Source organism: Klebsiella sp. JB_Kp031 (assembly GCF_040064295.1).
Lineage (GTDB): Bacteria > Pseudomonadota > Gammaproteobacteria > Enterobacterales > Enterobacteriaceae > Klebsiella > Klebsiella quasipneumoniae.
This window is the reverse complement of the sequence record NZ_JBEAJW010000027.1, coordinates 49,171-70,111: the sequence shown is the minus strand read 5'-3', so window position 1 is coordinate 70,111 and position 20,941 is coordinate 49,171. Positions and strand designations below refer to the sequence as shown.

Sequence of the window (20,941 nt, the reverse complement as noted above, 5' to 3'; positions counted from 1 at the left end):
ATAACATCATGTCGCAAATAGATTTGCCCACGGATTTTGACTTTCAACAGGCAGGCCGTCAGGTGCTGGAAATTGAACGTGAAGGTCTGGCCCAGCTCGATCAGTATATAAATGACGATTTCACCCGCGCCTGCGAAACGATTTTCCGCTGCGGCGGGAAGGTCGTGGTGATGGGGATGGGCAAATCCGGCCATATCGGCCGCAAAATGGCGGCAACCTTCGCCAGTACCGGCACGTCGGCATTTTTTGTCCACCCAGGCGAAGCCGCGCACGGCGATTTGGGCATGGTTACGCCGCAGGACGTGGTGATTGCATTGTCGAACTCCGGCGAATCGAACGAAATCCTCGCGCTGATCCCGGTCCTGAAACGCCAGCAGGTGAAGCTTATCTGCATCACCAGCCGGCCTGAAAGCAGCATGGCGCGCGCGGCGGATATCCATCTGTGCGTGAAAGTGCCGAAGGAGGCCTGTCCGTTAGGGCTGGCGCCCACCTCCAGCACCACCGCCGCGCTGGTGATGGGCGATGCCCTCGCCGTCGCCCTGCTGGAAGCCCGCGGCTTTACCGCTGAGGATTTCGCTCTCTCGCATCCGGGCGGCGCACTCGGTCGTAAGCTGTTGCTGCGCGTCAATGATATTATGCATACCGGTGATGAGATCCCGCACGTCGGCCTGCAGGCCACCCTGCGCGATGCGCTGCTGGAAATCACCCGTAAAAATTTAGGTATGACCGCTATCTGCGATGACGACATGAACATCATCGGTATCTTTACCGACGGTGACCTGCGGCGGGTCTTCGACACCGGCATTGATATGCGCGATGCCAGCATTGCCGACGTCATGACCCGGGGAGGGATCCGTATCCGTCCCGGCACCCTGGCGGTGGATGCGCTAAACCTGATGCAATCCCGTCATATCACCTGCGTGCTGGTTGCCGATGGCGACCATCTGCTGGGTGTGGTACATATGCACGATCTCCTGCGCGCGGGCGTAGTGTAAGTAAGGAAAAAATAATGAATAATGCTGATGCTCCGTTAGCGACCTGCTATGGGCCGGTAAGCCAGACGTTTCTCGATCGCGCGGCTAAGATCCGTTTACTGATCCTCGATGTCGACGGTGTATTATCCGACGGGCTTATCTATATGGGTAATCACGGCGAGGAGCTGAAAGCGTTCAACGTCCGCGATGGCTATGGTATCCGCTGCGCGCTGACCTCTGGCATTGAAGTGGCGATTATTACCGGACGAAAAGCTAAACTGGTAGAAGATCGCTGTCAGACGCTGGGCATCACGCATTTGTATCAGGGGCAGTCGGACAAGCTGCTGGCGTTCCGCGATCTCACTTACAAACTGGGCGTGCGGCCAGAGGAAGTCGCCTACATCGGCGACGATCTGATTGACTGGCCGGTGATGGCCGAAGTGGGGCTTAGCGTCGCCGTCGCGGATGCGCATCCGCTGCTGCTGCCGCGCGCCGATTACATCACCCGGATTAATGGCGGACGCGGCGCGGTACGCGAAGTCTGCGATTTGTTACTATTGGCGCAGGGCAAGCTGGATGAGGCCAAAGGGCAATCAATATGAGTAAAACCAGACGTTGGGTTATCATTTTACTGTCGCTGCTCGCGCTGATCCTCATCGGCCTGAATCTGGCGAATACGGACGACACGGCCCAGCAGGAGGTCAATCCCAACGACCCGACGTATAAAAGCGAACACACTGACACCGTGGTGTACAGTCCGGAAGGCGCCCTGAGCTATCGGCTGATTGCCGAGCACGTGGAGTATTTTTCCGATCAGGAGGTCTCCTGGTTTACCAAACCGGTGATGACCACCTTTGATACCAATAAGGTGCCGACCTGGTCAGTCAGAGCAGATAAAGCGAAGCTAACAAATGACCGGATGCTCTATCTTTACGGGCACGTTGAGGTGAATGCGCTCGCGCCTGACTCTCAACTGCGCAAAATTACGACGGATAACGCCCAGATAAATCTGGTAACGCAGGACGTTACCTCTGATGACATGGTGACGTTATACGGCACCACATTTAATTCCAGCGGCCTGAAAATGCGTGGAAACCTTCGCAGCAAAAATGCCGAGCTGATTGAAAAGGTGAGAACCTCTTATGAAATTCAGAACAAACAAACTCAGCCTTAAGATTGCGCTCGCCGGCGCGTTACTGGCCGCCAGCCTGCCGGCCCTCGCCAAGACGGGCGATACCGATCAGCCGATCCATATCGAATCCGATCAGCAGTCGCTGGATATGCAGGGCAATGTCGTCACCTTCACCGGTAACGTGGTCGTGACTCAGGGGACGATCAAAATTAACGCTGATAAAGTGGTGGTCACCCGTCCGGGCAATGAAAAAGGCAAAGAGGTGATCGAAGGTTTCGGTAACCCGGCCACCTTCTACCAGATGCAGGATAACGGCAAACCGGTAAAAGGCCGGGCGTCGAAAATGCGCTATGAGCTGCAGAACGATTACGTCGTGCTGACCGGCAACGCGTACCTTGAACAGCTCGACAGCAACATCAAGGGCGACAAGATCACCTATCTGGTGAAAGAGCAAAAAATGCAGGCCTTCAGCGACAAAGGTCGACGCGTCACCACCGTTCTGGTGCCGTCCGAGCTGCAGGACAAAAGCGGCAACCAGCAAAAGAAGAGTAACTAATCCGTTATGGCAACCTTAACTGCGAAGAATCTCGCTAAAGCGTATAAAGGCCGCCGCGTGGTGGAAGATGTCAGTCTCACCGTTAACTCGGGGGAGATTGTCGGCTTGCTTGGCCCCAACGGCGCCGGTAAAACCACCACCTTCTATATGGTGGTCGGGATTGTGCCGCGCGACGCGGGCAATATTATCATTGATGACGAAGACATCAGCCTGCTGCCGCTGCACGCGCGCGCGCGCCGGGGGATCGGCTATCTGCCGCAGGAAGCCTCGATTTTTCGTCGCCTGAGCGTTTATGACAACCTGATGGCGGTCCTGCAGATCCGTGACGATTTGAGCAGCGAGCAGCGGGAAGATCGCGCCAAAGAGCTGATGGAAGAGTTTCATATTGAGCACCTGCGCGACAGCCTCGGTCAGGCGCTCTCCGGTGGTGAACGCCGCCGCGTCGAAATCGCCCGCGCGCTGGCGGCCAACCCGAAATTTATTCTTCTGGATGAACCCTTTGCCGGCGTGGATCCGATCTCGGTTATCGACATCAAACGCATCATTGAGCATTTGCGCGACAGCGGCCTCGGCGTACTGATTACCGACCATAACGTCAGAGAGACTCTCGCGGTCTGCGAACGCGCGTATATTGTCAGTCAGGGACACCTTATCGCTCATGGTACACCGCAGCAGATCCTCGAAGATGAGCAGGTTAAGCGCGTGTATCTTGGGGAAGACTTCAGACTCTGATAGGGTAGAGGTTACAGACGTTTTAGCCGGAGATATTTACCCTGAACATGAAGCAAGGTTTGCAATTAAGGCTTAGCCAACAGCTTGCCATGACGCCGCAGCTGCAGCAGGCGATTCGTTTGCTGCAGTTGTCCACGTTAGAACTCCAGCAAGAGCTCCAGCAAGCGCTGGAAAGTAACCCGTTGCTTGAGCAAACCGATCTTCACGACGAGGTAGAGGCGAAAGAGGTGGAGGACCGCGAGTCTCTCGATACCGTCGACGCACTTGAGCAAAAAGAGATGCCCGACGAGCTTCCTCTCGATGCCAGCTGGGATGAAATCTATACCGCCGGTACGCCGTCAGGCAACGGCGTGGACTACCAGGACGACGAACTCCCCGTTTATCAAGGCGAGACCACCCAGACGCTGCAGGATTACCTGATGTGGCAGGTCGAGCTGACGCCCTTCACCGATACCGACCGCGCCATCGCCACCTCCATTGTCGACGCCGTCGACGATACGGGCTACCTCACCGTTCAGATTGAAGATATCGTCGACAGCATCGGCGATGAGGAGATCGGCCTCGAAGAAGTGGAAGCCGTCCTGAAGCGCATCCAGCGTTTTGATCCGGTTGGCGTCGCGGCGAAAGATCTGCGCGACTGTCTGCTGATCCAGCTCTCGCAATTCGCCAAAGAGACGCCTTGGCTGGAAGAGGCCCGGCTGATTATCAGCAATCATCTCGATCTTCTGGCCAACCATGATTTCCGCACCCTGATGCGGGTGACCCGGCTGAAAGAAGAGGTGCTGAAAGAGGCGGTGAACCTGATCCAGTCCCTGGATCCCCGTCCCGGCCAGTCCATTCAAACCAGCGAACCGGAATATGTCATTCCCGACGTGCTGGTGCGCAAGGTCAGCGGCCGCTGGACCGTGGAGCTCAACGCCGACAGCATTCCACGGCTGAAAATTAATCAGCAGTATGCGGCAATGGGCAACAGCGCCCGCAATGACGCCGACGGCCAGTTCATTCGCAGCAATCTGCAGGAAGCCCGCTGGCTGATTAAAAGTCTGGAAAGCCGCAACGATACCCTGCTGCGCGTGAGCCGCTGCATCGTAGAACAACAGCAGGCTTTTTTCGAACAGGGTGAAGAGTATATGAAGCCGATGGTGCTGGCCGATATCGCCCAGGCCGTCGAGATGCATGAATCGACGATTTCCCGTGTCACCACGCAAAAATATCTGCACAGTCCGCGCGGTATTTTTGAACTGAAGTATTTCTTCTCCAGCCATGTCAATACCGAAGGCGGCGGCGAAGCCTCGTCGACGGCGATTCGCGCGCTGGTGAAGAAACTCATCGCCGCGGAAAATCCCGCGAAGCCGTTGAGCGACAGTAAGCTCACCTCCATGCTGTCCGAGCAGGGTATCATGGTCGCGCGCCGCACTGTCGCGAAGTACAGAGAGTCTTTATCCATCCCGCCGTCAAACCAGCGTAAACAACTGGTCTGACACAACCGATAAGGAAGACACTATGCAGCTCAACATTACAGGACACAACGTCGAGATCACTCCCGCGATGCGCGACTTCGTCACGGCGAAGTTCAGCAAGCTGGAACAATTTTTCGACCGGATCAATCAGGTCTATATTGTGTTAAAAGTAGAGAAAGTGACGCAAATTGCGGACGCGAATCTGCATGTCAACGGTGGCGAAATCCATGCCAGTGCGGAAGGGCAGGATATGTATGCAGCTGTCGATGGTCTTATCGACAAGCTGGCAAGGCAGTTAACGAAGCATAAAGATAAACTAAAACAACACTAATTGTCCGGGCCCCCCTGCGTCAGCCGCCAGGTAACATCGGCGACGGGCGCGGGGGCGCTCAGGTGAAATTATGATGAACAACGATTCGGCTCTACAACTGAGCAACGTCCTGAACCAGGAATGTACCCGTAGCCAGGTTCACTGCCAGAGCAAGAAGCGTGCTCTGGAAATCATTAGCGAACTGGCCGCCAAACAGTTAAGTTTGCCGCCGCAGGTGGTGTTCGAAGCGATCCTCACCCGCGAAAAAATGGGCAGTACCGGGATTGGCAATGGTATCGCCATTCCCCACGGAAAACTGGAAGAGGATACGCTGCGTGCTGTCGGCGTTTTTGTCCAGCTGGAAACCCCCATCGCCTTCGACGCGATCGACAATCAGCCTGTCGACCTGCTGTTCGCGCTGCTGGTGCCGGCCGATCAGACAAAAACCCACCTGCATACGCTCTCCCTGGTGGCCAAACGGCTGGCCGACAAAGCGATTTGTCGTCGCCTGCGCGCGGCGCAGAGCGATGAAGAGTTGTATGAGATCATCACCGAAGCAGGAAGCAGCGATGACGCATAACGGCAGTCGCACCTTATCCTTTATCGTACTGAGGAGAAACGGTACATGGTACTGATGATCGTCAGCGGCCGCTCGGGCTCGGGTAAATCCGTCGCTCTGCGAGCGCTGGAAGATATGGGCTTTTACTGCGTGGATAACCTGCCGGTCGTGCTGCTGCCCGATCTGGCACGGTCGCTGGCTGACCGCAATATTTCGGCGGCCGTCAGCATCGACGTGCGGAACATGCCGGAATCACCGGAGATCTTTGAGCAGGCGATGAAAAACCTGCCGGAGTGCTTTTCGCCGCAGCTGCTATTTCTCGATGCCGATCGCAACACGCTGATCCGTCGATACAGCGACACCCGTCGCCTGCATCCGCTGTCGAGCAAGAATTTGTCGCTGGAAAGCGCCATCGATGAAGAGAGCGATCTGCTGGAGCCCCTGCGCTCGCGTGCCGATCTGATTGTCGATACCTCGGAGATGTCGGTTCACGAGCTGGCGGAAATGTTGCGCACCCGGCTGCTGGGTAAACGAGAACGCGAACTGACCATGGTCTTCGAATCCTTCGGCTTTAAGCACGGTATCCCGATCGATGCCGATTACGTCTTTGACGTGCGCTTTCTGCCAAACCCGCACTGGGATCCGAAGCTGCGTCCCATGACCGGTCTGGATAAGCCGGTGGCCGCCTTCCTCGATCGGCACACCGAAGTGCACAACTTTATTTACCAGACCCGGAGCTATCTTGAGCTATGGTTACCGATGCTGGAGACCAACAATCGCAGCTATCTGACGGTGGCCATTGGCTGCACCGGCGGTAAACATCGTTCGGTTTATATTGCTGAACAACTGGCTGACTACTTCCGCTCGCGCGGCAAAAACGTGCAGTCTCGTCATCGGACGCTGGAAAAACGTAAATCATGACCGTAAAGCAGACCGTTGAAATCACCAATAAGCTGGGCATGCACGCCCGCCCGGCGATGAAGCTGTTCGAACTGATGCAGAATTTCGATGCCGAGGTGTTGCTGCGCAACGATGAAGGCACGGAGGCGGAAGCCAACAGCGTCATTGCCCTGCTGATGCTGGACTCGGCGAAAGGACGGCAGATAGAGGTGGAGGCCAGCGGTCCGCAGGAAGTGGAAGCCCTCGCCGCGGTGATTGCCCTGTTTAATGCCGGGTTTGACGAAGACTAAAGGTGACGCTTCCCGGCGACGGAGACTGGCGACGGTACCAGCCCCGGCGCCGGATTTACCCGCTAATAGAGCTTATGCTCACGCATGAACCCTTCCCCACCCAGCTGTCGCATCTGGCGTAAGATCCAGGCCTGGCGGTTGCGCACATAGCCCGAAGGCGCGTCGGCGCGATAGCGGATCGGGTTTGGCAGCACCGCGGCCAGCAGAGCCGCTTCCCCCGGCGTCAACTGGCTGGCGGGCTTATGAAAATAGCGCTGGGCGGCCGCTTCCACACCAAAAATCCCCTCGCCAAATTCGGCAATATTCAGGTAGACGGTCAGGATCCGCTTTTTACTCCACACGGTTTCCATGCCGACGGTCAATCCGGCCTCCAGCCCCTTGCGCAGCCAGCTACGACCATCCCACAAAAACAGGTTTTTCGCCGTCTGCTGCGACAGCGTTGACGCGCCGCGGATGCGGGTATCGTGACGCTCATTGTGCGCCAGCGCCTTTTCGATTGCCGAGACGTCAAACCCCCAGTGTTCTGGGAACTTCTGATCTTCGGCGGCAATCACCGCCAGCCCCATCCACGGGGAGATCTTATCCATGGCGACCCAGTCGGAGTGCGCCAGATAGTGGACATCGCCGGACAGCCAGGCGCTTATCTGCCGCTCAAGCATGACTGCCGAAAAGGGCACCGGCAGCACGCTAAACAGCGCGATCCCCCCGCCCCAGAAGACGGCGGCGATCAGCAGCAGACGCAGCGCCAGTCGTTTGAGCAGCGCGAAGGGCGCAATGCGGAGCTTCATGCGCTCAGCGCCAGCACGCGGGCGACCAGTTTTTCGATCCCAGTGGCGGCTTGCACAATATTCTCCGCCAGCATATACGCCGGGGTGGTGACCACTTTATTCTCTTCATCCACCACGATGTCGTCGACCGGGCAAGGCACATGCTCCGCCCCCATCTCCTCCACCACATCGGCAGTGTCGAGATCGGTCCCGATAGTCATCCGCAGCGGAAACGCAAAGATCTTCGGCAGCAGCGCCGGAGCGATGCACATAAAGCCCAGCGGCTTGCCGGCCTGATGCATCGCCAGCGCCAGGGCCCGCAGATCGTGGTCCACCTCGCATTTGCTGCCCTCGGCAGCGAAGCTGCTTAAGTTTTTCGCCGCGCCGAAGCCGCCGGGGACGATCAGCGCGTCCAGCGTCTCCTCACGCGCTTGCGCCAGCGGCAGGATGTCGCCGCGGGCGATGCGCGCCGCTTCCACCAGCACGTTGCGCTGCTCCGTCAACGGTTCACCCGTCAGATGGTTGATGACGTCGCGCTGCGGTTTATCGGGCGCAAAGCAGACCGCCTGCGCGCCGTTGCGCGCGATCGCCAGCAGGGTAATCACTGCCTCATGAATTTCACTGCCGTCGTACACGCCGCAGCCGCTCAGTACCACACCAATTTTTTTCATCGCCTTCGCTCCTCCATGCAACTCACTGAAACCAGTCAAAAATGTCGATTTACTCGCTATGCTTCACATATTTTACTGATTCATGTAACAAATTAGTTAAGCTTTGCTATCTTAATGAGCGAGCAATCCACTTCTCAGGTTGCGCCACGTAAAAACATCACTCAAATCACACTGGCTCAACCACCAGTTCCCTGGTGTTGGCGCAGTATTCGCGCACCCCGGTCTGTCCGGGGTCATTTTTTCCCGGTCTTCGCCACCCATGCCTTCAGAATCGCCACGTCGTTTTGCCACTCGGATTTCATCTCTTCAACCCATTCAGCGACATTATCAGACCAGGCAGGCAGGTCCGGCGTCTGGATCTGCTGACCCAGCTGCTGGATGTGGCGCAGGCCAATAGAACCCGCAGCCCCTTTGATCTTATGCCCCTCTTCGACGATCCCTTTTTGATCGCGGGCGGTGAGATTAGACTCAAGGACGGACATATAGCCCGGCATCATCTTCTCAAACACCGCGAGACCATCGTTGATAAGCTTCGGTCCCACCAGTTCGATGTATTGCTCCAGCATATCGGTATCCAGCACCGCGTCGGCTTTATGCAGATCGGCCGCCGGCGCTTCCTGCGCCTCCTCTTCCGGCGCATCCCAGAATTTTTTGATCATGGCCGTCAGCGCCGGCACCGATAGCGGCTTGCTCAGCACATCGTCCATGCCGGCATCAAGATACTCTTTCTTATTCTTCAGCACGTTGGCGGTCAGGGCTACCAGCGGCGGCAGCTCATCCGCGGCAAAATTCTGTTTTAGCTGACGAGAGATATCCAGACCCGTCATATCCGGCAGCTGGATATCCAGCAGCACCAGGTCGTACTCGCCAGGCTCAAACATCTCCAGCGCGGCTTTACCGGTCATCGCGACATCCACGCTGTTGCCCAGCTTTTCCAGCACCGAGCGCGCCACGATGACGTTGAGCTCAATATCTTCTACCAGCAGCACGTTGAGCGCCGGTAATGGCATGTCGTCTTCCGCCAGGGTATCTTCCACTTCTTCCGCAATGGCAGGCGCATGGACGGTGAGCGTAAAGGTCGCTCCTTTACCCGGCTGGCTGGTGACGCTGATATCGCCGCCCATATTGCGCGCCAGGCGGCGCGATACGGCGAGGCCAATCCCGGTGCCGGTGGCTGGTTTGCCGCCGTGGCTGTCTTTGACCTGGTAATACATGGCGAATATTTTGTCCTGTTCCGCTTCAGGAATACCAATCCCGGAGTCTTCCACTTCGAAGTGCAGGATATCGCCTTCGTCATAGCGCACGCGGACGTTCACCCCACCGCCCTGTGGGGTAAATTTCACGGCGTTGCTGATAAGATTCCACAGGATCTGCCGCAGGCGGGTGCCGTCGGTGATCACCTTGTGCGGCAGCGGCAGGCTCGGCTCCAGCACAAAGCGCAGTCCCTTCTGCTGCGCCTGCAGACCGGAAAGGTTTTCAAGGTCGGCAAGGAAGCTGGTGAAGTCCACCGGCTGGTTATCGAGCTGTACCTTACGGCGCTCCATTTTATCCATGTCGATAATATCATTGAAGATATTCCCCAGCGTCACCGCCGAGACATGGATGGTTTTCAGGTATTTTTCCTGCTCGCTGGTCAGTTCGGTATCCAGCAAAATTCGGCTCAGCCCGACGATCCCGTTCAGCGGGGTACGCAGCTCATGGCTGATGGTGGAGATGAAGGTGGTTTTATCCCGGCTGGCGCGTTCGAGGGCGTCCTGATAGCGTTTTCGTTCGGTGATATCGCGCCCGAAGCCCATCAGGCCGCGACGCTTGCCGACGCGATCGTAGTACGGGACCTTGCGGATTTCGAAGCACGCTTTACGGCCATCGGGATAGTCCAGCCACTGCTCATAGGTCAGCGATACATTGTGGCGGAACACCTTCTCATCGGTTTCCAGCACCTTTTCCGCTGCTTCTTCGCTATAGACGTCCTGTGGTTTGAGGTGGATCAGCTGTTTCTCGCTTTTGCCGGTCAGCAGTTCCATCGCCCGGTTACAGCCGGAAAACTCTTTATCCTCATTGCGGTAAAAGACCAGGTCCGGGGAGGCGTCGAGGAAAGAGCGCAGAAAGGAGGATTGCTGTTCGAGCTGGATCTGCGTCTCTTCACGCTCTTTCATCTCGATCTTCAGCTGCTCAAGGGTGGTCTCACGCTCGGCTTCCGCCTTTTCACGTTCGCCAATCTCCTGATTCAACTGCGCGATATTGTCTTTCAGCTGCACATTCAGCTTCAGATCGCGCTCGCGCATCTCCTCCAGCTTCTCCACCAGCCGCGAAAGACGCTGGCGGGACTCTTCGAGTTGCTCCACCACCACCGAGAGAAAGTAGACCGCCCACGGGGTGATGAGCAGACCGAAGAAGATAGAGCGGATAACGTCGATGCTTTCAACCTGGCCATGCAGCACCATGGTGACCGCCATCTGTACCACGATGGCCAGCACCACCAGCGCAAGAGCCAACAGCATTGAAAAGCGGACCAGACCCAGCTTCATCATCAGGTCGACATAATACTGCGCCAGCATACGAATTTGCTTCATAGGGGATTCCTTCACAACAACTCCGCACAATAATACTCAATTCTGAGCAATGCGCTGTAAGTTGTGCAAAAAATGCGGGAAGGAGCCGATATGACGGCTGGTCGCCAAGGCGAACCAGCCGCTAAAAAGAGGCATGGTCAGGAGGAGGCTAGCGCTTGCTTAGCGCCTCCCAGAGACCTTTGAGGTAGGTCACCCCGAGTGCGCGATCGTATAAACCATAGCCCGGGCGTCCGGTCTCTCCCCAGATAAAGCGGCCATGATCCGGGCGTATATAGCCGTCGAAGCCGTTGTCGTGCAACGCTTGCATCACCTTGTACATATCCAGGGAGCCGTATTCTGACGGATGGGCGCACTCGTAAAAGTCTTTATCCTGCATCAGTTTAATATTGCGGACGTGGGCAAAATGGATCCGCTTGCGGCGGGTAAACTCAGCCAGAATAGCGTATACGTCGTTATCCGGATCTTCGGCAATCGAGCCGGTGCAGAGGGTAATGCCGTTGGCGGGTGAATCGACAGCCCGGCAGATCCAGTCCAGATCGTCGCGGTTTTTGACCACACGCGGCAGGCCAAATATCGAGTACGGCGGATCGTCAGGATGGATCGCCATTTTCACGCCCACCTCTTCGCAAACCGGGATCACCGCCTGGAGAAAATAGACCAGGTTCTCCCGCAGCTTGTGGTCATCCACCGCGCTATATTTGGCAAACAGGGTCTGCACTTCCGCCAGCCGTTCCGGCTCCCAGCCCGGCAACGCGAAGCCGTTTGAATTCTCCAGGACCTCCTTCACCACGTCTTCCAGCCGCTTATCGATATCTTTCTTCTCAAAAGCCATCGTTAACGAGCCATCCGGCAGGACGTAGTTCATATCCGTCTTCATCCAGTCAAACACCGGCATGAAGTTATAGCAGATGACTTTGACGCCGAAGCGGGCAAGGTGGCGAATGGTCTGCTGATAGTTGGCAATATAGCGGTCACGGGAAGGGAGGCCGATTTTGATGTCGTCATGGATGTTGACGCTCTCTATCACCTCCATTTTCAGGCCTGCGGCATGGGCCTGGCTGACCAGACGCTCAATTTTATCCTCCGGCCATACCTCGCCGACCGCGACGTCATAGAGCGCGCCGACCACTCCCTCCACGCCGGGCACCTGGCGTATATGCTCTAATGAAACCTTATCTTCCTCTGGTCCAAACCAGCGCATTGTCATCTGCATCGTCATCACCTGCTCAACATAGTTTAATTTCACCCTACTACCATACCAGTAATCATAATTGATTGAGCCTTAACTGTCGTGATGACGATCACATTCCTGCTGACCGGCTCGTCGGTAAGGTCGCTTTCGCGGCATTCATAATTTTTCTCAATTTATTTCAATAGATTAATCATTCCCGGGCTTTTTCTGACGACCTTCGCCAAATGTGATCCAGAGCTAGTTATGATCAATTGCATACTTGTATGGTAATAAAAATAACGCTATTTGTTCAGAAAACAGACAAGGGAAGGAACAGAAATGAGAAGCGTCGTTGTCAAAGAGCCAGGCCAACTGAACATCGAATCCCGTCCGGTTCCCGCTCCGGGCGCCCACGAAGTCCGGGTGAAAATCGCCTTTGCCGGGATCTGCGGGTCCGATGTGCATATCTATCAAGGCCATAACCCCTTCGCGAAATATCCCCGCGTTATCGGCCATGAATTCTTCGGCATCATTGATGCCGTCGGCGAGCAGGTCTCTTCGGCACGCATCGGCGAGCGCGTCGCGGTCGACCCTGTCGTCAGCTGCGGCCATTGTTATCCCTGCTCGGTGAGGCGGCCGAATGTCTGTGCGCGGCTCCAGGTCATCGGGGTTCACCGCGACGGCGGATTCAGCGACTACGCCTGCGTGCCGGCGAAAAACGCCTGGCGCATTCCGGAGGCCATCAGCGATCGTCAGGCGACGATGGTTGAGCCTTTTACCATTGCGGCAAACATTACCGCCCAGCTGCAGCCCACGGTGCAGGATATCGCCCTGATCTACGGCGCAGGTCCGATGGGTCTGACGGTGATCCAGGCGCTGAAGGGGGTGTATGGCGTTAAGCAGGTGATCGTAGTGGACCGCATTGCCGAACGTCTGCAGATGGCGCGGGACAACGGCGCCGATTTGACGCTGGATAACACTCACCAGCCGCTGGCGGAACAGCTGGCGCAGCGGCAGATAGCCCCCACGCTGATCATCGATGCCGCCTGCCATCCGGCGATCCTTCAGGAGGCCATTCTCCTCGCCTCTCCCGCCGCACGCATCGGCATACTCGGCTTCTCCGGCGAGCCGTCCACCCTGACCCAGCAAAGCATCACCAGCAAAGAGATCTCCATTTTCTCCTCCCGGCTGAACAGCGGGCGTTTTCCGCTGGTTATCGACTGGATGGAGAAAGGCCTTATCCAGCCTGAGGCGTTAATCACCCACTGCATGCCGCTGGAGCAGGTAAAAGAGGCGATGGAGATTTTCGCCAACGATCGGAAAACTTGCTGCAAGGTATTGCTGCAGCTGGGTTAAATGCTAAATAACGGGCGACGTGAATATTGATATCCGTCGCGCCAGAGCTCAATAATATAATCATCATGGTGTCATCATGGGAAAAAATATCCGCTGGATTATCGTCCTGTTATTATTTTTAGTATATATGATTAATTATCTGGACCGGGTGGCGTTATCCATTACGGTACCAATGATTGAAAAGGATCTGGCGCTAAACGCTGAACAATTTGGTATTATTTTCGGCAGTTTTTTCTTCGGCTATGCGGTATTTAATTTTATTGGCGGTCTGGCCGTAGATAAGTTTGGCGCAACGCTGGTCCTGGGGCTGGCGGTGGGGATGTGGTCGCTGTTTTGCGGCTTAACTGCCTTTGCCACCGGCTTTTATTCCATGCTGATGCTGCGAGTCCTCTTCGGGATGGCTGAGGGCCCGATTTGCGCGTCGGCGAACAAGATGATCAACGGCTGGTTTCCCAAGAAGCAAGCGGCCACCGCCGTGGGGCTGCTCAGCGCCGGCTCTCCGCTGGGCGGCGCGGTTGCCGGCCCCATCGTCGGTTATCTGGCCCTGGCATTCGGCTGGCGCCCGGCGTTTATGATTATTTTCGCCATCGGCATTGTGTGGATGATAGTGTGGTTTTTTATTGCCGCTAACTCGCCGGAAAAACATAAACATGTCAGCCGGGAAGAGCTCATGCTCATTAATAATATGAAGCAAGAGGAGTCTGCGCTGGAATCAACTGAAAATCAAACCGCCCACTCGCTGGGTTATTATCTCAAACAACCTATTATACTGGTGACGGCCTTTGCCTTCTTTTGCTACAACTATATTCTGTTTTTCTTTCTCAGCTGGTTTCCGTCCTATCTGGTTCAGCAGCACCATCTCGATATTAAACAGATGAGCCTCACCACCATGATCCCATGGATAGTCGGCTTTGTCGGTCTGGCGCTGGGGGGCTATATTTCCGATAAAATTTTTAAACTCACCGGACGCCTGCTGCTGTCACGCAAAATTGTGCTGGTGGTATGTCTGCTGATGGCCGCCATCTGTGTGGGGCTTGCCGGTACCGTCAGCAGCGTCGTTCCTGCCGTTCTGCTGATGTCGGTCTCCATCTTTTTCCTCTATGTCACCGGAGCGATCTACTGGGCGATTATCCAGGACGTGGTGCATAAATCCCGCGTTGGCGGCACCAGCGGCTTTATCCACCTTATCGGCAGCGTCTCCGGCATCGTGGGACCGATTGTCACCGGCTATATCGTGCAGTCTACCGGTAAATTCGACAGCGCCTTTGTCCTCGCCGGCACTATCGCCGCGCTCGGCGCCCTGCTGGTGCTGTTCGTGATCAAAACGCCGCGTGTGACGATGAAAGCCAGTCAGGCTTAGTTGACAGGAAAGCCATGCCCGGCGCAGCCATCACGCCGGGCATCCTCTTAGACTATTTCGCCGACTGGGGAGCGACCCAGCTGCGGCCCAGCGCCGAACCCTGAGCGCCCTGCTCATTCAGATAGCGATCCAGTTCAACCATTCCGGTCCAGCGATTTTCGCACCACAGCGGCGCGAGCAGCGTCGGCCGACGGGCGCTGGCCGATATGCGATGGTAGATCACCTCCGGCGGGGTATGGCGGATCATCTCCCCGGCGGTGACGGTATACGCCTCCAGTTCGATGCCATCGAGACGACCGGCCTGCCATGCTTTTGCCATAATGCTGCCTTTCACAATATGCAGCGGATGCAGCTTTATGCCATCCACGCCGGTGGTCACGACCCGCTCCACCGTCTCGAGGCCATGCTCCTGGCTCTCCCCGGGCAGGCCGACGATCAGATGCGCGCATACCTTCAGTCCGCGCTCACGCGCCAGACGCGCGGTGCGCTGGTAACAGGCGAAATCATGCCCGCGGTTAATGCGATGCAGGGTCTTATCATGGGCGGTCTGCAGCCCCAGCTCCAGCCAAACCTCATACCCCTGCTGGTGGTATTCACTGAGCAGGTCGAGAACCGCCTCCGGCACGCAGTCCGGGCGGGTGCCAACGCAGAGGCCAACGATATTCGCCTCGCTGACGGCCTGACGATACATCGAGCGGAGCACCTGCACTTCAGCAAAGGTGCTGGTATAGGCCTGAAAGTAGGCCAGATAACGCTTTGCCCGGTTAACAAGCTGCGCCTGATGGGCGAGCTGTTCGGCGATGGATCGATGCTGCTGCGCTTCATCCGCAAACGAGGCCACGTTACAGAATGTGCAACCGCCACGGCCCAGCGTGCCGTCGCGGTTCGGGCAGCTAAAACCGCCGTGCAGCGTTAGCTTATGGACCTTTTCACCATAGCGGCGCAGAAGATCCCCACCAAACATATTGACTAATTTCTGTAACTGCATAATCTGATAGACCGGCCTCAACAAAGGGGGCCAAGCCTGCCACTTTTCGTCACCGACGGCGATGACCTGGATCAATCGTCAGCGCGGCGAATCACCCCATTGCATAAACAATCATGATTACTGCAATTTCATTCACCAGCAGGGTAATGAGTTTTCCTTATATTTCATCATCGCGCGGCCCTAATCTGCTTTATGGTAAAAAACAGTATTAATATCCATCACAAACATTTACAGCAGTCAAATGTGCTAATAATGAAATGTATTTCAGCGTAGATCGGTAATGCAAAGCCGCGCGCACAGTGAGACAGATCACACTAGCCTTACCCGCTGCAGGCGTATCCAAAGCATAAAAAATGTCATTATTTATTTTAAAAACAACAAGTTAATACCTGCATAGCACATTTTTGTATTAATAAGATTGCCATTTGACGTAAGTGTGGATTCCCGATAAGTTGGGAATCCGCTGGAAGCTTTCTGGATGAGCACTCTGCTCATCATATTTATGCAGTAATTGAGATTCCCTCTTAACAGCAAGTCCTCAAACTTGTGTACCGATGCGAAAAGGATTTAAAGAGGGCGAATGCGAGGTGCAAACCCCGTCGCCATGCTCTTTCTGTGCCTGTGCGCAATCGGTATCGGAGGGGGTCCGTAGAGCCTGGGGAGGTTCACTGATATGTTGTACGACAAATCCCTTGAGAGGGATAACTGTGGTTTCGGCCTGATCGCCCACATAGAAGGCGAACCTAGCCACAAGGTAGTGCGAACCGCGATACACGCACTGGCCCGCATGCAGCACCGTGGCGCAATCCTTGCCGATGGTAAAACCGGCGACGGTTGCGGTCTGCTGCTGCAAAAACCCGATCGTTTCTTCCGCATCGTTGCCGAAGAGCGCGGCTGGCGTTTAGCCAAAAACTACGCCGTTGGGATGCTGTTCCTGAATAAAGATCCTGAACTGGCGAAAGCGGCGCGCCGCATCGTTGAAGAAGAACTTCAGCTTGAGACCCTGTCGATCGTCGGCTGGCGCGATGTGCCGACCAACGAAGGCGTGCTCGGTGAAATCGCCCTCTCCTCGCTGCCCCGTATTGAGCAAATCTTTGTTAACGCCCCGGCCGGCTGGCGCCCGCGCGATATGGAGCGCCGTCTGTTTATTGCGCGTCGTCGCATTGAAAAACGCCTGCAGGAAGACAAAGATTTCTACGTTTGTAGCTTGTCCAACCTGGTCAACATCTATAAAGGTCTGTGTATGCCGGCGGATTTGCCGCGCTTCTACCTGGACCTCGCGGACCTGCGCCTGGAGTCGGCTATCTGCCTGTTCCACCAGCGCTTCTCCACCAACACCGTACCACGCTGGCCGCTGGCACAGCCGTTCCGCTACCTGGCGCACAACGGTGAAATCAACACCATCACCGGCAACCGCCAGTGGGCTCGCGCCCGTACCTATAAGTTCCAGACCCCGCTGATCCCGGACCTGCACGACGCTGCGCCGTTCGTTAACGAAACCGGCTCCGACTCCAGTTCAATGGACAACATGCTGGAGCTGCTGCTGGCCGGCGGGATGGACATCGTGCGCGCCATGCGTCTGCTGGTGCCGCCAGCCTGGCAGAACAACCCGGATATGGATCCGGAGCTGCGTTCGTTCTTCGACTTTAACTCCATGCATATGGAGCCATGGGACGGCCCGGCGGGCATCGTCATGTCCGACGGTCGCTACGCGGCCTGTAACCTCGACCGTAATGGCCTGCGCCCGGCGCGCTACGTCATTACCAAAGATAAGCTCATCACCTGCGCCTCTGAAGTCGGCATCTGGGACTACCAGCCGGACGAAGTGGTTGAAAAAGGCCGCGTGGGCCCGGGCGAGCTGATGGTTATCGATACCCGTGCCGGACGCATTCTGCACTCGGCGGAAACCGATGACGATCTGAAGAGCCGCCATCCGTATAAAGAGTGGATGGAGAAAAACGTTCGTCGCCTGGTGCCGTTTGAAGATCTGCCGGACGAAGAGGTTGGCAGCCGCCAGCTGGACGACGATCTGCTGGCCAGCTACCAGAAACAGTTTAACTACAGCGCGGAAGAGCTGGACTCGGTTCTGCGCGTGCTCGGCGAAAATGGCCAGGAGGCGGTCGGCTCTATGGGCGATGACACGCCGTTTGCCGTCCTTTCCAGCCAGCCGCGCATTATCTACGATTACTTCCGTCAGCAGTTCGCCCAGGTGACGAACCCACCTATCGATCCGCTGCGTGAAGCGCACGTCATGTCGCTGGCCACCAGCATCGGTCGCGAAATGAACGTCTTCTGCGAAGCGGAAGGCCAGGCGCATCGTCTGAGCTTCAAATCGCCGATCCTGCTGTACTCCGATTTCAAACAGCTGACGACGATGGAAGAAGAGCACTATCGTGCCGACGTCCTCGACATCACCTTCAACCCGGCAGAGGCTTCCCTCAGCGAGACGGTGAAGGCCCTGTGCGACAAAGCGGAGCAGATGGTACGCGATGGTACCGTGCTGCTGGTCCTCTCCGACCGTAACATCGCCAAAGACCGCCTGCCGGTGCCGGCGCCGATGGCCGTTGGCGCGATCCAGACCCGTCTGGTCGATAAAAGTCTGCGCTGCGATGCCAACATCATCGTTGAAACCGCCAGCGCCCGCGATCCGCACCACTTCGCCGTGCTGCTGGGCTTCGGCGCGACAGCTATCTATCCATACCTCGCCTATGAAACGCTGGCGAAGCTGGTCGACAGCAAAGCCATCGATAAACCGTACCGTGCGGTGATGCTGAACTATCGCAACGGTATCAACAAAGGTCTGTATAAGATCATGTCCAAGATGGGGATCTCGACCATCGCCTCCTACCGCTGCTCGAAGCTGTTCGAAGCGGTCGGTCTGCATCGCGATGTCTCCGACCTCTGCTTCCAGGGCGTGGTCAGCCGCATCGGCGGCGCCGGCTTCGACGATTTCCAGCAGGATCTGCTGAATCTGTCGAAACGCGCATGGCTGGCGCGCAAGCCGCTGGCTCAGGGCGGTCTGCTGAAGTACGTTCACGGCGGCGAATATCACGCCTACAACCCGGACGTGGTGCGCACCCTGCAGCAGGCTGTGCAGAGCGGTGAGTACAGCGATTATCAACAATACGCGAAGCTGGTTAACGAACGCCCGGCGGCCACGCTGCGCGATCTGCTGGCGCTCAACCCGGGCGAAGATGCCATCAGCATCGACGACGTGGAGCCGGCGAAGGAGCTGTTCAAACGCTTCGATACCGCAGCGATGTCGATCGGCGCCCTGAGTCCGGAAGCGCACGAATCGCTGGCGGAAGCGATGAACAGCATCGGCGGCTTCTCCAACTCCGGTGAAGGCGGTGAAGACCCGGCGCGCTACGGCACCAACAAAGTGTCGCGCATCAAGCAGGTGGCATCCGGCCGCTTCGGCGTCACCCCAGCCTATCTGGTCAATGCCGACGTTATCCAGATCAAAGTCGCCCAGGGCGCGAAGCCGGGTGAAGGCGGTCAGCTGCCGGGTGATAAAGTCACCCCGTACATCGCTAAACTACGCTATTCGGTACCGGGCGTGACGCTGATCTCCCCGCCGCCGCACCACGATATCTACTCTATCGAGGATCTGGCGCAGCTGATTTTCGACCTCAAGCAGGTTAACCCGAAAGCGATGATCTCGGTCAAGCTGGTTTCGGAACCGGGCGTGGGCACCATCGCCACCGGCGTAGCCAAGGCTTATGCCGATCTGATCACCATCGCCGGCTACGACGGCGGCACCGGGGCAAGCCCGCTCACTTCAGTGAAATATGCCGGCTGTCCGTGGGAGCTTGGTCTGGTGGAAACCCAGCAGGCGCTGGTCGCTAACGGTCTGCGTCACAAGATCCGTCTGCAGGTGGATGGCGGCCTGAAAACCGGCCTCGATATCATCAAAGCGGCGATCCTTGGCGCGGAAAGCTTCGGCTTCGGCACCGGCCCGATGGTGGCGCTGGGCTGTAAATACCTGCGTATTTGTCACCTGAACAACTGCGCGACCGGCGTGGCGACCCAGGATGACAAACTGCGTAAGAACCACTATCACGGTCTGCCGTTCAAAGTGACCAACTACTTTGAATTTATCGCCCGTGAAACCCGCGAGCTGATGGCCCAGCTGGGCGTCAAGCGACTGGTGGATCTGATTGGCCGCACCGATCTGCTCAAAGAGCTGGATGGGTTCACCGCCAAGCAGCAGAAACTGGATCTGGGTAAACTGCTGGAGACCGCAGAGCCGCATCCTGGCAAAGCGCTGTACTGCACCGAAAATAACCCGCCGTTCGATAACGGCGTGCTCAACGCCCAGCTGCTGCAGCAGGCGAAACCGTACGTTGATGAAAAGCAGAGCAAAACGTTCTGGTTCGATATCCGCAACACCGACCGCTCCGTGGGGGCCTCGCTGTCCGGGTATATCGCCCAGACCCATGGCGACCAGGGACTGGCGGGCGACCCGATCGTCGCTCACTTTAGCGGCACCGCGGGCCAGAGCTTCGGCGTGTGGAACGCCGGCGGCGTGGAACTGCATCTGACGGGCGACGCCAACGACTATGTCGGCAAAGGCATGGCGGGCGGTCTGCTGGCCATTCGTCCTCCGGTGGGCTCCGCTTTCCGCAGTCACGAAGCCAGCATTATCGGCAACACCTGCCTGTACGGCGCGACCGGTGGTCGTCTGTACGCCGCAGGCCGCGCAGGTGAGCGTTTCGCGGTGCGTAACTCCGGCGCCATTACCGTGGTGGAAGGCATCGGCGACAACGGCTGTGAATATATGACCGGCGGCATCGTCTGCGTGCTCGGTAAAACCGGCGTCAACTTTGGCGCAGGGATGACCGGCGGCTTTGCCTATGTCCTGGATGAAGATGGCGACTTCCGCAAGCGCGTGAATCCGGAGCTGGTGGAAGTGCTGGACGTTGACTCTCTGGCCATCCATGAAGAGCACCTGCGCGGTTTAATCACCGAGCATGTACAGCTTACCGGTTCGCAACGCGGCGAAGAGATCCTCGCCAACTGGCCGGCCTTCTCCGCGAAGTTTGCGCTGGTTAAACCGAAGTCCAGCGATGTTAAAGCACTGTTGGGTCACCGTAGTCGTTCCGCAGCTGAGCTGCGGGTGCAGGCGCAGTAAGGGGTTAA

18 protein-coding genes are annotated in these 20,941 nt (G+C 56.9%); 13 read left to right on the top strand and 5 right to left on the bottom strand.

Features of this window, described 5'->3' with window-relative positions; genetic code table 11:
* Positions 1–8 precede the first annotated feature (8 nt).
* The 10 genes from kdsD (at position 9) to npr (ending at position 6,913) form a co-directional block, all read left to right on the top strand.
* The gene (gene kdsD, locus ABLV64_RS12070; protein ID WP_017899916.1) at positions 9–995 is read left to right on the top strand and encodes an arabinose-5-phosphate isomerase KdsD; all 987 of its coding nucleotides are present in this window, start codon (positions 9–11) and stop codon (positions 993–995) included.
* 14 nt (positions 996–1,009) lie between these two features.
* Positions 1,010–1,576 (top strand): 3-deoxy-manno-octulosonate-8-phosphatase KdsC, encoded by a 567-nt coding sequence (gene kdsC / locus ABLV64_RS12065; RefSeq protein WP_348843286.1) that lies wholly within the window; start codon positions 1,010–1,012, stop codon positions 1,574–1,576.
* Complete coding sequence (gene lptC / locus ABLV64_RS12060) at positions 1,573–2,148, top strand: LPS export ABC transporter periplasmic protein LptC (RefSeq protein ID WP_004206202.1); 576 nt, start codon at positions 1,573–1,575, stop codon at positions 2,146–2,148. The genes kdsC and lptC overlap by 4 nt, the downstream gene beginning before the upstream one ends.
* Complete coding sequence (lptA, locus tag ABLV64_RS12055) at positions 2,117–2,662, top strand: lipopolysaccharide ABC transporter substrate-binding protein LptA (protein ID WP_002918415.1); 546 nt, start codon at positions 2,117–2,119, stop codon at positions 2,660–2,662. Before lptC ends, lptA begins: the two co-directional genes overlap by 32 nt.
* Before the next feature lie 6 nt (positions 2,663–2,668).
* Positions 2,669–3,394: an LPS export ABC transporter ATP-binding protein gene (gene lptB / locus ABLV64_RS12050; RefSeq protein WP_004206203.1), complete on the top strand. Its 726-nt coding sequence runs from the start codon at positions 2,669–2,671 to the stop codon at positions 3,392–3,394.
* A 47-nt stretch (positions 3,395–3,441) separates the two neighbouring features.
* Positions 3,442–4,875 carry an RNA polymerase factor sigma-54 gene (gene rpoN, locus ABLV64_RS12045; RefSeq protein WP_032456660.1) on the top strand — a complete coding sequence of 478 codons (1,434 nt, stop codon included), beginning with the start codon at positions 3,442–3,444 and terminating at the stop codon, positions 4,873–4,875.
* 22 nt (positions 4,876–4,897) lie between these two features.
* A complete protein-coding gene (hpf, locus tag ABLV64_RS12040; RefSeq protein WP_004206206.1) occupies positions 4,898–5,185 on the top strand; it encodes a ribosome hibernation promoting factor in 288 nt (95 codons plus the stop codon).
* Between the two features lie 70 nt (positions 5,186–5,255).
* Positions 5,256–5,744: a PTS IIA-like nitrogen regulatory protein PtsN gene (ptsN, locus tag ABLV64_RS12035; RefSeq protein WP_004144926.1), complete on the top strand. Its 489-nt coding sequence runs from the start codon at positions 5,256–5,258 to the stop codon at positions 5,742–5,744.
* Between the two features lie 45 nt (positions 5,745–5,789).
* Positions 5,790–6,644 (top strand): RNase adapter RapZ, encoded by an 855-nt coding sequence (rapZ, locus tag ABLV64_RS12030; protein WP_004206208.1) that lies wholly within the window; start codon positions 5,790–5,792, stop codon positions 6,642–6,644.
* Positions 6,641–6,913 (top strand): PTS phosphocarrier protein NPr, encoded by a 273-nt coding sequence (npr, locus tag ABLV64_RS12025; RefSeq protein ID WP_002918431.1) that lies wholly within the window; start codon positions 6,641–6,643, stop codon positions 6,911–6,913. Before rapZ ends, npr begins: the two co-directional genes overlap by 4 nt.
* A gap of 62 nt (positions 6,914–6,975) precedes the next feature.
* Here the strand turns inward: npr and mtgA are convergent, their stop codons facing one another.
* The 4 genes from mtgA to uxuA form a co-directional block, all read right to left on the bottom strand.
* Positions 6,976–7,701: a monofunctional biosynthetic peptidoglycan transglycosylase gene (mtgA, locus tag ABLV64_RS12020; RefSeq protein WP_017899919.1), complete on the bottom strand. Its 726-nt coding sequence runs from the start codon at positions 7,699–7,701 to the stop codon at positions 6,976–6,978.
* The gene (gene elbB / locus ABLV64_RS12015) at positions 7,698–8,351 is read right to left on the bottom strand and encodes an isoprenoid biosynthesis glyoxalase ElbB (RefSeq protein ID WP_004206211.1); all 654 of its coding nucleotides are present in this window, start codon (positions 8,349–8,351) and stop codon (positions 7,698–7,700) included. Before elbB ends, mtgA begins: the two co-directional genes overlap by 4 nt.
* A gap of 233 nt (positions 8,352–8,584) precedes the next feature.
* Positions 8,585–10,924 carry an aerobic respiration two-component sensor histidine kinase ArcB gene (arcB, locus tag ABLV64_RS12010; RefSeq protein ID WP_017899921.1) on the bottom strand — a complete coding sequence of 780 codons (2,340 nt, stop codon included), beginning with the start codon at positions 10,922–10,924 and terminating at the stop codon, positions 8,585–8,587.
* Positions 10,925–11,072: 148 nt separating this feature from the next.
* A complete protein-coding gene (uxuA, locus tag ABLV64_RS12005; RefSeq protein ID WP_025999212.1) occupies positions 11,073–12,137 on the bottom strand; it encodes a mannonate dehydratase in 1,065 nt (354 codons plus the stop codon).
* A gap of 297 nt (positions 12,138–12,434) precedes the next feature.
* Between uxuA and ABLV64_RS12000 the strand changes: the two genes are divergently transcribed.
* Positions 12,435–13,451, top strand: a complete 1,017-nt coding sequence (locus tag ABLV64_RS12000; RefSeq protein ID WP_080936108.1) for a Zn-dependent oxidoreductase — start codon at positions 12,435–12,437, stop codon at positions 13,449–13,451.
* A gap of 76 nt (positions 13,452–13,527) precedes the next feature.
* Positions 13,528–14,811, top strand: coding sequence for an MFS transporter (locus ABLV64_RS11995; RefSeq protein ID WP_004206215.1), 1,284 nt, complete (start codon positions 13,528–13,530; stop codon positions 14,809–14,811).
* 52 nt (positions 14,812–14,863) lie between these two features.
* Here ABLV64_RS11995 and ABLV64_RS11990 read toward each other — a convergent pair whose 3' ends face one another.
* Positions 14,864–15,799, bottom strand: a complete 936-nt coding sequence (locus ABLV64_RS11990) for a TIGR01212 family radical SAM protein (RefSeq protein ID WP_004206216.1) — start codon at positions 15,797–15,799, stop codon at positions 14,864–14,866.
* Between the two features lie 673 nt (positions 15,800–16,472).
* On the opposite strand from ABLV64_RS11990, the gene gltB reads away from it, so the two are divergent.
* Positions 16,473–20,933, top strand: a complete 4,461-nt coding sequence (gene gltB, locus ABLV64_RS11985) for a glutamate synthase large subunit (protein WP_017899925.1) — start codon at positions 16,473–16,475, stop codon at positions 20,931–20,933.
* Positions 20,934–20,941 lie beyond the last annotated feature (8 nt).